The organism is Paenibacillus sp. NPDC057886 (genome assembly GCF_042796655.1).
Lineage (GTDB): Bacteria > Bacillota > Bacilli > Paenibacillales > Paenibacillaceae > Paenibacillus.
This window is the reverse complement of the sequence record NZ_JBHVMZ010000005.1, coordinates 270,645-283,590: the sequence shown is the minus strand read 5'-3', so window position 1 is coordinate 283,590 and position 12,946 is coordinate 270,645. Positions and strand designations below refer to the sequence as shown.

Genomic DNA, 12,946 nt, shown 5'->3' with positions numbered 1-12,946 from the left:
TCTACCAGAGGCTATTCTCACTGGTGCGTTTGGCGATCTGGTTGACAGTAACAAGCAAAATAACGTTGACTACCGAGTTGAACAATCCTACAGCTGTTGAGAAGCTGTACTGGGCGTTCACAAGGCCCGCGCGGTATACATAGGTGGAAATTACATCGGAAGCCTCCATATTGAGCGAATTCTGCAGCAGCAGAATCTTCTCGAAGCCAAGGCCCAGTATATTACCCATATTCAAGATTAGCATGATCGTTATGGTGGGCACGATCGTCGGTAGATTGATATGCAGCATCCGTTTAAACCGGCTTGCTCCATCCATAATGGCCGCTTCATGCAGCTGGGGATCTACGCCTGACAGAGCCGCGAGATAAATAATAGTTCCCCACCCGGTGCTCTGCCAGACGCCCGAGAAGACATATACTGTCTTAAACCAGGCCGGATCAGTCAGAAACGCCGCTGGTTGTAGGCCCAGGAACTCGATGAACCGGACAATCATTCCACTCGAGGGTGATAAAAAAGTAATGATCATCCCTGCCATAACAACTACAGAAATGAAATGCGGCGCATAAGTTACTGTCTGAACCGATTTCTTGAACGGGCCGTTGCGGACTTCATTGAAAGCCAGCGCCAGAATGATCGGAAGCGGAAAACCGATAGCAAGTTCATAGAAGCTGATGCTGAACGTGTTCCATAGCAGATCCCAGAAAAAATAGGAATTGAAGAACCGTTCAAAATGGTCAAAACCGACCCATTCGCTGCCCGTAATTCCTTTCGAAGGTACGAAATTCTTAAAAGCAATCTGAATACCGTACATCGGACCGTAATGAAAAACGAGGAAATACAATAACGCGGGAAGCATGAACAGATAGAGTTCCCAATTTTTCCAGATTCTTTTGCCAAGGGATTTGTTCTTTATTGAAGGATTTACGGATACATCAGCATAACTCCCCTTCATTCTCCCACTCCTCTCTAAGTTGTTTTTCGTTACATGAAATCATGTAGCTGATTCGCATTCTTGCTCATCCAATCTTGCGAACGCTTACAATTCGAAGTGTAGTGAAACAATGTTGACACCGTAAATATGTAGGTTCTGCATTGTCATGTTAAGAGAGTGTAAAACCGCGTTGCTGTGGTATTTTCCGCCCTGCCTTGAAGTGAATATTTTCAATCGAAGCATCGCTGCAAATATGTCACTTATGAACCTCTTATCCCACTTCATAAGTGACATATTGTGTTCATTGGGAAGGTATGCAAACATTTGCTACGAATGGCAACCAAATTAAGATTTTGTTCTGCGATAGTACAATCTATAATCTTAACTTTAGAGGAGAGTTAGACTATGAACATGCCAGCTTCCATAACTACGTATCTTACTGAAGCCGATGAACGGCTCGCGCATCATCCGAAATTGCAGCAACTATTCCGCAACTGCTTTCCGAATACGCTGGAGACAACAACCAAGCTGCTTGAAGACGGTACCACCTTTGTATTTACCGGGGATATCCCGGCAATGTGGCTGCGGGATTCTACGGAGCAAGTGCGCCATTATATCCCTTTTGCCAAAAATGACCCTGCGCTGCAGCGGATTCTCCGCGGCCTGATCGCCCGTCAGATGTTCTATGTCAATATTGATCCGTACACCAATGCCTTCAACGAAACGGCAAGTGACAAACATTACCGGGCTACGGATGACTGCAATCTAAACCCGTGGATGTGGGAGCGCAAATACGAGCTGGACTCCCTCTGCTTCGTTGTACAGCTGGCTTATATGTACTGGAAGGAAGCGGAGCAGACTGATATCTTTGATACTGCCTGCTTCCAGGCGCTGACCTCCATCGTGAACGTTATCGAAACGGAGCAGTACCACGGGGAGAAATCTCCGTACCATTTCATCCGGGAGACGCTTCAGGATACGGAGACTTTACACAATAACGGACGCGGCATGCCTGTCAATTACACCGGTATGAGCTGGTCGGGCTTCCGTCCGAGCGATGACAGCTGTGAGTTCGGCTACAATATTCCGTCCAATATGTTCGCTGTAGTGATTCTGGACTACATTCGCGAGATCGCAAGCGTAATCTATAGGGACGAAAGACTGGCGGCCCGGGCAGCAAAGCTGCGCAAGGAGATCGACTTCGGCATCCGAATCTATGGAATTGTGAATCATCCAAAATACGGCCGAATTTACGCCTACGAAACGGATGGATACGGTAATTATTCTCTGATGGACGATGCCGGCACACCAGGACTGATATCTATTCCTTATATTGGTTATGTGGGTGTGGAGGATGAAATTTATCAGAACACCCGCCGCTTTGCCCTAAGCTTCGATAACCCGTTCTATTTCGAGGGGTAAACATGCCAGAGGCATCGGTAGTCCGCATACCCCGGGAGGTTATGTGTGGCATATGGCATTGTCCATGCAGGCGCTGACAGCAGATAACGATGAGGAGGTCAAAGAATTAATTGATATGCTTGTTCGGACCGATGCGGATACCGGATATATGCACGAAGGCTTTCACCCGGATGATCCCTCCGATTTTTCACGTGAATGGTTCGCCTGGTCCAACAGTTTGTTTGCTACACTGATCAGCAAAGCGATGGACAAAGGAATTGTCTAAGCTCATCTAAACCTTACACTTCTAAAAGACAATATAGGAGAACCGTATCGTATTCCACCTATTGACGAACCGGCTGTGCCATCCAGTTTAAAAGGAAGGCGCAACCGGTTATTAGAGATTACTGAAATTAGGAATACTTTCGGGAATTCGTTAACCCCTTTATGGATGGTCAATGCGCCAAGCGTCGAGCTGCCGTTGTATTTCCTCCCGCACCTCGTCCAGACCCGCCTGCTTCAGCTCCTCGTTGAATTTGGGCAGTACCCTGTCCACATCCACACTGCCTGTCATCAGGCTCGGATAGTATTTTTCCCAAACCATTTTTATGAGGTTGACCTGAATGGACATATTCGTTAAATTTGGCGTAAATCCGAGCAAATTCGATTTAACGTATTCGGCGTTTGCTGCTCGGTACTGATCCCACTTATCCAACGGATCGGGATATTTTCCGCCGATCGTTTTGAGAATGAACCAGTTTCCTTGCGTATACTGTACACCTTCATAGTCGACTCCTGTCACCGTATCATCGCCGCTCTCTCCGGAAGATTTCAGCAGCACCTGTCCGTTCTTGTCCAACGTATAATGAACACCTTCAATACCGTAATTAAACAGATTGCGGATCTCCGGGTCCGTGTTGAGCAGATTCAAAAACTTTACGCTTTCAACAGGGTGCGCAGACTTTGCGTTTATCGCCATAATCCCGCCGCGAACGGATTCCGTCGTGATCAATGGCAGCGTCACGGGATAAGCAACAACCTTGTAGCCGCGATCCTTGCTCCAGCTATTTTCCGAAAGGGGTCCTCCTCCCGCAGATTTCCAGAAAACCCGTTCTTCACGTTTGAGATTCTGGCTCTCCCGCAGTGCGGCGTCCTCATTAATGTAACCCTTGATGTAATAGCTGCGGAGTGTATCCAGCACCTGCCTTGCTTCCTTGGTCTCAAATATATTGATCACATGCGCGTCCGGATCCAGAGAACGCACCATGAGCGGTAGCGGTTTGTCCAGTACATATTCGTAACCGTACATGGCAAAGAAGTTCTGGGAGTCCTTGTCCATCTCCATCAACTGATAGGAGGGTTCCTTTTCCTTGATCATTTGGAACAGCGGATCCAGAGACTCCAGGGTGTTGTACTTCGTAATGTCGATGTCATACTTTTGGACAAGCGTCTCCGGATACATCCATTGCATGCGGACCGCAAGCTCCTTATTCGTGGGCACGCCGTAGATGCCGCCGTCTTCCATGCGAACGCCCTGCCATAATACGGGGTCGATCGCGTCGTACATCTCCTTGCCGAAGCTGGATAAATAGCTGTCCAGTCTGAGCCATGCTCCGCGCTGAACATAGCTTGAGTAATCCGTGGTAAAAGCGATGTCAAAAGGAGTCCCTGTCGAAATTAGCGTATTGATCCGGTCATTGTACTCCTGCCAACCAATCTTGATATATGTAATCGTGATTCCGATTTTTCGAGCCAACACTTCATTGATTTTATCGTTCACCATCTTCAGATCCGGGTCAGAATTGCCTAACGTATAATAAATCAGATTCACTGTGCTTATCCTTTTGTCAGGTTCCTCGTTCGTGCTTGATTTTGAGATACAGCCGGACAGAGGCAGTGTCAACATCGCTGTAATCAGGACTGCCTTGATAAACATGTTTCCGATACATGAATATATCATTTCTGCACTACTCCTTTCTCCGCAGATCGGAAGGCGATTTGCTGAAGTAGGCTTGAAAATGCGTGTAAAAGTAGTTTAGATTGGCGTAGCCGACGGAGAGCGCAATCGTCGATATCTTCTCGTTTGTAGCCTGAATACGATCTCGCGCACATAACATCCGGTAAGCCATAAGGTACTCCGAAAATTTCATCTTGGTTTCCTTCAGAAACAACTGTCCAAGATAGGTTCCGTTCATGCGAAAACGGCTGGCCAACATTTTGAGATTGAGATTTTGGTCATATTCAGCCTTAACCATCAGCAAAATACGGTTGGTTAACTTGGATAGGCTGTCGTAGCGCACCTTCAATACAGGGTCTATGTCACGGTGGCTCAGAGTTCTTCCCTCCAGCGTACCGTTCAAATTTTCGACGATAACTCGCTCAATCAGAGCTTGAAGCTTTGTACGCTCAATCGGCTTGAGTAGATAATCCTTAACCCCACAATGAATGGCCTCCAAGGCGTACTCGAACTCACCATAACCGCTCATCATAATATAGGTAGTCGGGAGTCCAAGCTCATTAAGCTTGTGAATGGCGTTATAGCCGCGCTCTTTGCCAATGCAGACGTCAAAAATCGCCAGGTCAGGCCAAAACTCCACGGCCTTCGTTAGCGCATCTCCGTAGGTTTCGCTGGTCTCGATCTGTCTGAAGCCGAGCATCTCCCAGTCCAGCGTTCGCTTGATTCCCTCCATAATTAGTGGCTCGTCATCAACAATCAGAAGTTTGTACATACGTTACGCCTCCTTCACTATGGTTAAGGTAATTTTGACACCAGCTTCCACATTATTTTCAATTTGCATGGTAAAGCCTTTTCCATAGAAAAAATGAAGCCGTGTATACACGTTGCGCAGGCCGATGCTCTCCGATGCCGAGTCCCCGACAAAAGACAGATTGCGGCGGATATCAGCCAGTCGATCTTCCGAGATCGAGTTCCCGTTGTCTACAATCTCCAATACATATGAGTGGGTATTTTCAAAGCCATTCACAACAAGCAGATTAAATTCGTGGTCCGAATGGAAGCCGTGAACGAAATAGTTCTCGGCGAGCGGCTGCATCCAGAATTTAACGGTAGGCAGAGACAGTAGTCCCTGGTCCACATTGATTTGATAATAGAATTTGTCCGGATATTTAAACTCCATGATCTTTAAGTATTTTCCAAGCAAAGCCAGCTCACTGCCCAACAGAATAATATCTTCGTTCTTCACGATTTCACGATATAAAGAGCCCAGTGTAGCTACCGCTTCAGCCGTATCAACCGCGCGGCCTGCCAGCGCAAACGATCGGATAATTTCAAGTGTATTGTACAAAAAATGAGGGTTAATTTGATTTTGAAGCGCTTTCATTTCTGTTTCCTTCTGTTTCAGTTTTAGCAAATATTCGGTTCGAATATGTTGGTTAAGCTGATGCGTCATATCGTCGAGTTCCCTCGCGATCATTCCGTACTCATTCTTCCGATAACGGGTCGGACTGATTGGCGTAAAATTGGCTGATTTTACACGTTGGATGGAATAGATAATCCGTTGCAGAAAACCTGCGTCTTCACGAAGATTGTATCCGATTAACAGGAGAAAACTGATCATAGCTACCAAGAAGATCAAGAACACGGTAAGCAGCATGCCGACTTTTTGCCGGATAAGCACTGCCATGTCTACAATACTGATCAATTGGTAGTCGTAAGCATTGGACGAATGGGTCACATAAAACACGCGGTCCAGCTTGCCTAACTGCATAAACCCCTTGCTACGTTCGTTCAATGCAGCCTTTCTGAATAATTCCTGGTTGGCGCTGCCTCCAGCGTCCATGAGATAGACATCCCCAGCGGCGCTGACGACTCCGTTTTCAATCCATTGATTGTTTCGCACGCCTTTAAATAATACATCGCTGCTGACCAGAAAACGAAATTCACCAAGCTGGCGTGAGATTTGATTTTCGTCCAACAGCTGTTTGCGGATGACGAATCCTCTTTGGATTGTCTCTCGAAATATGTCATCCGTGTTAGGCAGATTAAACAAAAAGCTCGTCGCACCATTACTGGCAAAACGCACTACGTTGCCTCGTTCCTCAGTATGTAGGCTCACCTGGATGATATCTTCCTGCCCGCTGCCGAGAAAAGCTTTCACGTCTTCTGGAAACGAAGCGAGAGGCTGATCATAGCGGCTGTTCTGGAGTCTTCCCGTCAGATAGCCTTCCGCACTGTTGGCGAGAAAAAAACGAACGTCTGCCACCAGACCGTTATTAGAGTAAACTCGCTGTAAATAGGCTTCAATCCGCTCAGCATCGTTTTGAAGAATGCTTTCAACCCGGGAGAATGCATCTGCCGCTTGATTCTGAGCATTCTCTAACCACTGCTGCAGCAAAACAAGTGTGGTCAATACGCTTAAAATCAGACCCATGAATAACGTGAAAATCGCGTATGCAATAAATTTGCGGCGGTAAATTTGGATTTGAAAGAAGGAAAACATGCAGCTCTCCTTAGCAGTTGGATTATACTGAGACTTATAGTTTTACCATATAGCTATTTGTCGGACAAATCAATCCGTTAGAAGCTCAAATTACATGCAAAAGTCTCCAGTAAGATTTGAAAACCCGAACGGCCACGACGGCTCCGTTCGGGTTATTGTCGCAAGTCTCAACAATTACGATTTGAAATATGCATTGATCTGTTCTTGTGCGGCTTCCATAATCTTATCCATGCCAGCTTTCTTCAACTCTTCTATGATTTGCGGTATCCGCTTCTCCGGATCGGATGCACCAGTGATCAACTCATAACTGTATTTGTTCCATACAGCCTTCACATTGGCTACTTCAGTGCCGAGTTCGCTAATATCCAGTGCAAAGCCAAGGATCGAAGATGAGGTGGCTGCTTCATTCAGTTTGCGAACCTGGTCCCACTGATCTTCGGGTGCGCCTTTAGTGACAGCCATGTTGAAGAACGTGCCTTGCGTATAGGCCGCCAGCGGCCACGAATCCGTTTTCCGTTCAACTGTATTGTCGTTTACATAATCAAAATCGACACCTTCTTCGCCATAGGCAAGCATATTGCGCAGCTTGGAATCGGTGTTTACCAGTTCCAGATATTTAAGCGCTTCTTCCTTGTACTTCGAGTTGGCGGAGATTGCGTTCATGGATCCCTGGATTGTGCTGGTTGTATAGATCGGACCCAGAATTTGAACCATGTCGTATTTCTCAATACCTGCGGAGATCTGCCAATTCACTTCCGCGCCAGGAAATGCCTGTGCGCTGAAGAACGGGCGATAAGGGTCAGCCTCGATCTTGGTCGGCGCATCCGGATTGATGATGCCGTCCTTGTACCATTGATGCATGAGCTTCAGCTTTTCCTGTATATCCGGTTGTTCGAGAACGGAAACGACTGTGCGGGACTCATCTTCGGCCTTCACGCCGATTGGCTGAAAGCCGAGAGTCATATCGTCATAGTCATTGAAGAAACCGCTAATACCTTCGCCCTGAGTCAAGGACAGCGGGTAAAATCCTTTGCCTTCACCAGACTTGATGTCGCGGAATGGCTTGTCCAGATCCTGCAGTGTCTTGATGCTGCCAAGGTCGATATTGTACTTTTGAACGAGCGCATCGTCAAACACCCAGTACTGGGTTAAGGAAGAATCCTTATACGTTGGAACGGCGTAAATCTTGCCCCCAACCTTCGTTCCGTCCCACACCATTTCTGGGATATAGCTGTACAAGTCCGGCACCGTGCTTGGCGCAAGGTCGGTAATATCCGTGAATGCGCCCATGTTGACCTGTTGGCTGTATTTTCCATTATTCGTAAACATAATATCGAAAGCTTCACCGGAGTTTACAATCGTATTGATCTTAGTGTCCCAATCACCCCAACTGGCAACGCGGAGATCGATTTTTACACCAATCTTCTCTGCCGTATATTCGTTTATCTTCTCGATTGCCTTATCAAAATTGGCTGGCACTTGTCCGCCGATCGTCCACCATACCAGCGTAGGTACCTCGCCGGAACCTTCGCCTGCATTCGATCCCGAGTTTTCCGCTGGCGTGTTGTTTGACGCGTTATTGTTGTCTGAGCTGGAACAGCCTGTTAAACCAAAGATAGCCAGCGTTACCACTCCGATCAAAAGCGGAGCTTTCATCCATGCTTTAAACCTTGACCTCATTCCTCTATTCCCTCCCATAAGTTAACTCGCACCGATCCTGCGCAAAAATTATGATAAACCTGAAATTTCCAGATTTATTTCGATTTATCCCTTAACTGCACCCACCGTCAAACCGGAGATAAAGTATTTCTGGAAGAAGGGGTAGGCCAGAGCAACGGGCAGTACAATAATGATCGCAACAGCCATACGTGCCGATTCTTTGGGCATGGTGGCGACAAGCTCAGCGTAGCTTATGCCCATCGTCGAGGCGTTTTTAGCCAGCGCATCAACGTTGCTCATCAGGCTGTTCAGTAGTGCCTGCAGCGAATACAAGCTTTGGTCGTCAATATACAGCATCGATTGAAACCAGTCATTCCAGTACGAGAAGCAGAGGAACAGGCCAATCGTTGCTAGAACAGGCAGTGAGATCGGAAGTACAATTGTGAAGAAGATGCGGAATTGACCTGCTCCGTCGATTTCGGCCGATTCGATCAGCCCGTCCGGAATGGTTGTCTTGAAAAAAGTTTTGCAGATGATGACATTGAAGGAGGAAACGGCTAAAGGTAAAATCAGCGCCCAGATTGTGTTACTTAATCCCAGCATCGTTGAATTGATGTAATAGCTGGAAACAAGACCGCCGTTGAAAACCATGGGGATAAACACGATCCACGTCAGCAGTCCTTTCAGCTTGAATTGTGGACGGGATAGCGCATAACCCATCGTAGTGGTGAGCAGTACGCCGATCAGCGTGCCTACTACCGTAACGAATACCGAAACACCGAGCGCACGTACAATCATGGAACCCTGCTTGACGATATAGTTGTAGGATTCAGCCGAGAATGCCGACGGCAGGAGTTGGTACCCGGTCTCTCGGATAGATGCCTCGCTAGACAGTGAAATGGACATCACCACGACGATAGGGACTACACACAACAAGGCTAAGATGATAAAGATCAGGTGAAAAAAAATGTTCGTTCCTTTGCCGACTCGGTTAAACTTCTCAAGACCGGAATCGTAGCTTGATTGCGTTGACATATCCCTGCCTCCTCTCTAAATCAGCGCGCTCTCTGGATCAACTTTGCGAACGACCCAGTTCGCGAATAGGATCATTCCGCAGCCCAGTACAGATTGCATGAAGGCAGAAGCGGACGCCATACCGACCGTCGCGGTTTTGAGTTGTTTGTACACGAGCACATCGACCGTCGTGGTCACATTGTAGAGAGAATTGGAGTCCCGCGGCACTTGGAAGAACAAGCCGAAATCCGTGGAAAAGATACCTCCAACAGACAGGATAAACATCAGCACGATAACAAATTTCATTAAAGGCAGCGTAATATACCGTGTCTGCTGCCACTTGCTTGCGCCATCAATGACGGCCGCTTCGTAATACGTTGAATCCATGCTGGTGATTGTCGCCAAGTAGACAACCATGCCATAGCCGAGGCCCTTCCACATGTTCATAAATACAAGCAGATAAGGCCAATACGACGGTTCCATGTACCAATTTTTGGGATCCTGATTAAAATGGGTCAGAACCTGATTGGCTATCCCCTTGTCATAGCTCAGGAATGCCCAAAGCACCGCGGAAACGACAACCCAAGATAGGAAATACGGCAGAAACATCATCGTCTGATAGACCTTGGCTGCCTTGCGGCTGTGCAGCTGTCCAACCATTAATGCAAGTGACACAGGCACGATGATACCCAGAATAATAAAGATCATGTTGTAACCGATTGTATTGCGAATTACGATCCAGACGTCGTTCGAACTGAACAGGAATTCGAAATTTTTGAACCCGATCCAGTCGCTGTTTATCACATTACTGAGAAAATTCCCGTGAATCTTGAAATTCTTGAAAGCGATAATGACACCGAACATCGGCAAGAAGCTGAACAAAATGTACCAGACTGTAGTCGGAAGCACGAGCAGCGTGAGCTCGGTATCATGCTTGCGCCAGCGTGTTCGCACTCTTTTGCGGGTGGATTTTGCTTCCATATCATCTTCCCTTCTTGTAGAACCTAACCTCGATTAGTTGTAATTCTATGAAAATCTCCAGATAATTCCTAGATCAAAAACGTAAGACAATAGTCAAAAAACAATAGGTCTCAGTATATTTCACTTCGATGCTGGGTGAGAGAATATAAGAAAGACCTTGAGAGTTTGCCACCCTCAAGGTCTGGAACTATGTATTAACTTACGGACGAACCACAACACCATTTTTAAAATTCATCTGCGGAAAACTCCCACCTGCTATTTCATTTTCCGGAATTGCGGCTTCAACAAATACGTAGATGGATACTTGTCTATCTTGAAACCGACATTATGATATTCTGGGTATCGCTTAAAGAAACAAACCAGTTTTGTAGAACGATATTATGGTGTGTAATGATTTGATCTGCACTTAAGAAGGAAGAGTCCGCGGTACTGTGACCATCTTTTGCTAAAATAACGTCATATCCCAAGCTAAATGCTCTACGGCATGTCGCATCAACACATATCTCAGTCTGAATTCCCGCGACAACCAGTTGATTAACGCCTAGATGAGTTAAATGCGACTCAAGGGTGGTATCTTGAAATGAATCTGGAAAGTCCTTTTCAATTTTCACATCTTGAGTGATCAAGGGTAAGGAGGGATGAAGACACCACCCTGACGATGTTTTTGAGGTAAGCGTCCCTAACTTCCCATTATGCTGAGTAAGTATGACTGGAATCTTACTTATGTGGGCCCAAGTCATAAGTTGCTTGATATTATTTAATAATTTTTCACTGTTATGAATAAAGAGAGGATTCATAAATGATCCGGTTTGTACATCTATGATCAATAAAGCTGGCTTGTGGATCATAACTCTACCCTCCTCACCCTGGATACTTCTTCTTTCATTTCTAGAGGTTAGAATTGCCCGTAATCATAATTATATTCATCATTTTTTACACCTGATCAGATATTAGACAAAGTTCTTGCCCTCCGTTTGGGTCAAGAACTTTGTTTTTTTTTAACAACAAGCAAATGTTGCGGGGGACGCTACGTCACAATCTATAATGAAAAAAATTAGATAAAAGGAGTTTTAATTATGACTGAAACCAAGGCAAAGGAACAATACAAAATACTGTTAAGAGCATCACTAACGCTAACATCATTTCTTTTTATCGGATTGGTTTTTATTGGGATATTTAAATGGGGAGAAATATTACCATTTATAGCTTCCTTATTTATACCAAACGAAATTAGTATTTTATCCGCGATAACCATTGGTATTATTTCCAGTTTGTTTATAACAACTATTGTTCTAGTTACATTCATCAAAACAAGAACAGAACTACCCGAAACCGAGGGATCAGATATGATTAAAAAAATAATGACCAGACCAAGTGGTATAGCTGTATCTGCAATAGGTGGTGGTGTATTTGAAGAATTCTTTTTTAGAGGTGTCCTGATAGGATTATTTGTTGGATACTCTTTAATAGTAGATTGGCTCGTCATTCTAATTAGCACTTTTCTATTTTGGGTAATACATGTTCCCCAATATAAAGGAGCCACCGGTATCCTAATAGGTGTGTTTGTAAATGGTTTGATCTTTGCACTACTCTTTTATTTTACCGGGTCGTTAATTCCCCCCATGCTTGCCCATGGGATTTATAATACTTCTATTGGAATTATCCTGGCGAAAAAATACAAGAATGATTTATGAAAAGAGGAATTTTAGATGAGATTAACGGTGAGTAAATTTGCAAAGCTGGCAGACACAACGGTTCGTACATTACGACATTATCGCCAACTTGGCATACTAGTACCCTCACAAAAAAATGAAAATGATCATTATATATATGTAAATGCGGATTTTAAAAGGCTTCATGAAATCCAATTATTGCAAAGTTTAGGCCTTTCATTAAACGAGATTAAAGTCTGTTTGGATAATCCGAATTATTCTTTCAAGGAAATCATTAAAGTTCAAGAACAATCACTTCGACAGCGGAGGGAAGCAATTGATTGTTCCTTAGCATTAATTGAACGAATACAACTGTTAACCGAGCAAGATCAACTCAATGAATCAAACTCTGAAATACTAATGCTCCTTATGAATTCCATGCGTGTTGAGCAGGCTCAAAAAAAGATGCTGCAAAAGTATGTCTCTATAGATGTTATTGATCAGGTGTTTCCAGAGGATTTCTCTAAGCAAACGTACTTGGATGGAAAACTTTTCAATTTGTTATTGCTTGTCCATCGAGCTATCGTAAAGGATCTTAAACCAGACCATCCTTTCATACAGCAGCAGTTGCATGGCATATTTGCAGATACTCCATTAAGTAATTTCATTTTCAATGATGAGGTAAATAACGAAGAACTGTATAAAAACGTAAAACCCTATGAATCGTTGGTGCCTAAGCATACTATGGATTTTTTAAAAGAAGCATTTGAAGTATTAAATATGAAGAAGAATTCTTCTCTAACAAATTAATCTCATGGTTACTTATAAAAAAGGAGAGCTGCCTCTAT

At 44.9% G+C, this 12,946-nt stretch carries 10 protein-coding genes and 1 pseudogene; 3 read left to right on the top strand and 8 right to left on the bottom strand.

Going from position 1 to position 12,946, the window contains the following annotated elements; genetic code table 11:
• Position 1: 1 nt before the first annotated feature.
• Positions 2 to 952: an ABC transporter permease gene (locus ACFVQB_RS18595; RefSeq protein WP_379441963.1), complete on the bottom strand. Its 951-nt coding sequence runs from the start codon at positions 950 to 952 to the stop codon at positions 2 to 4.
• Between the two features lie 384 nt (positions 953 to 1,336).
• On the opposite strand from ACFVQB_RS18595, the pseudogene ACFVQB_RS18590 reads away from it, so the two are divergent.
• Positions 1,337 to 2,618 (top strand): annotated as a pseudogene (locus ACFVQB_RS18590) (glycoside hydrolase family 125 protein).
• A gap of 159 nt (positions 2,619 to 2,777) precedes the next feature.
• Here ACFVQB_RS18590 and ACFVQB_RS18585 read toward each other — a convergent pair.
• The 7 genes from ACFVQB_RS18585 to ACFVQB_RS18555 form a co-directional block, all read right to left on the bottom strand.
• On the bottom strand, positions 2,778 to 4,292 hold the full coding sequence (locus ACFVQB_RS18585) for an ABC transporter substrate-binding protein (protein WP_379441962.1): 1,515 nt from the start codon (positions 4,290 to 4,292) through the stop codon (positions 2,778 to 2,780).
• 7 nt (positions 4,293 to 4,299) lie between these two features.
• Positions 4,300 to 5,061 carry a response regulator transcription factor gene (locus ACFVQB_RS18580; RefSeq protein WP_379441961.1) on the bottom strand — a complete coding sequence of 254 codons (762 nt, stop codon included), beginning with the start codon at positions 5,059 to 5,061 and terminating at the stop codon, positions 4,300 to 4,302.
• 3 nt (positions 5,062 to 5,064) lie between these two features.
• Entirely contained in the window at positions 5,065 to 6,792 is a 1,728-nt protein-coding gene (locus tag ACFVQB_RS18575; protein ID WP_379441960.1) for a sensor histidine kinase, read from the bottom strand.
• A gap of 174 nt (positions 6,793 to 6,966) precedes the next feature.
• Positions 6,967 to 8,472 (bottom strand): ABC transporter substrate-binding protein, encoded by a 1,506-nt coding sequence (locus ACFVQB_RS18570; protein ID WP_379441959.1) that lies wholly within the window; start codon positions 8,470 to 8,472, stop codon positions 6,967 to 6,969.
• Between the two features lie 84 nt (positions 8,473 to 8,556).
• On the bottom strand, positions 8,557 to 9,486 hold the full coding sequence (locus ACFVQB_RS18565) for a carbohydrate ABC transporter permease (protein ID WP_379441958.1): 930 nt from the start codon (positions 9,484 to 9,486) through the stop codon (positions 8,557 to 8,559).
• Positions 9,487 to 9,501: 15 nt separating this feature from the next.
• A complete protein-coding gene (locus ACFVQB_RS18560) occupies positions 9,502 to 10,446 on the bottom strand; it encodes an ABC transporter permease (protein WP_379441957.1) in 945 nt (314 codons plus the stop codon).
• 308 nt (positions 10,447 to 10,754) lie between these two features.
• Positions 10,755 to 11,294 (bottom strand): cysteine hydrolase family protein, encoded by a 540-nt coding sequence (locus ACFVQB_RS18555; protein WP_379441956.1) that lies wholly within the window; start codon positions 11,292 to 11,294, stop codon positions 10,755 to 10,757.
• 228 nt (positions 11,295 to 11,522) lie between these two features.
• Between ACFVQB_RS18555 and ACFVQB_RS18550 the strand changes: the two genes are divergently transcribed.
• Both ACFVQB_RS18550 and ACFVQB_RS18545 read left to right on the top strand, forming a co-directional pair.
• Positions 11,523 to 12,140 carry a CPBP family intramembrane glutamic endopeptidase gene (locus ACFVQB_RS18550; protein ID WP_379441955.1) on the top strand — a complete coding sequence of 206 codons (618 nt, stop codon included), beginning with the start codon at positions 11,523 to 11,525 and terminating at the stop codon, positions 12,138 to 12,140.
• Positions 12,141 to 12,155: 15 nt separating this feature from the next.
• A complete protein-coding gene (locus ACFVQB_RS18545; protein ID WP_379441954.1) occupies positions 12,156 to 12,908 on the top strand; it encodes a MerR family transcriptional regulator in 753 nt (250 codons plus the stop codon).
• Positions 12,909 to 12,946: the final 38 nt, after the last annotated feature.

Excerpts from the sequence above, each read along its gene's own strand:
- ACFVQB_RS18595 (WP_379441963.1), bottom strand. The coding sequence starts at position 952 with ATGAAGGGGAGTTATGCTGATGTATCCGTAAATCCTTCAATAAAGAAC.
- ACFVQB_RS18585 (WP_379441962.1), bottom strand. The coding sequence starts at position 4,292 with ATGATATATTCATGTATCGGAAACATGTTTATCAAGGCAGTCCTGATT.
- ACFVQB_RS18580 (WP_379441961.1), bottom strand. The coding sequence starts at position 5,061 with ATGTACAAACTTCTGATTGTTGATGACGAGCCACTAATTATGGAGGGA.
- ACFVQB_RS18575 (WP_379441960.1), bottom strand. The coding sequence starts at position 6,792 with ATGTTTTCCTTCTTTCAAATCCAAATTTACCGCCGCAAATTTATTGCA.
- ACFVQB_RS18570 (WP_379441959.1), bottom strand. The coding sequence starts at position 8,472 with ATGAGGTCAAGGTTTAAAGCATGGATGAAAGCTCCGCTTTTGATCGGA.
- ACFVQB_RS18565 (WP_379441958.1), bottom strand. The coding sequence starts at position 9,486 with ATGTCAACGCAATCAAGCTACGATTCCGGTCTTGAGAAGTTTAACCGA.
- ACFVQB_RS18560 (WP_379441957.1), bottom strand. The coding sequence starts at position 10,446 with ATGGAAGCAAAATCCACCCGCAAAAGAGTGCGAACACGCTGGCGCAAG.
- ACFVQB_RS18555 (WP_379441956.1), bottom strand. The coding sequence starts at position 11,294 with ATGATCCACAAGCCAGCTTTATTGATCATAGATGTACAAACCGGATCA.
- ACFVQB_RS18550 (WP_379441955.1), top strand. The coding sequence starts at position 11,523 with ATGACTGAAACCAAGGCAAAGGAACAATACAAAATACTGTTAAGAGCA.
- ACFVQB_RS18545 (WP_379441954.1), top strand. The coding sequence starts at position 12,156 with ATGAGATTAACGGTGAGTAAATTTGCAAAGCTGGCAGACACAACGGTT.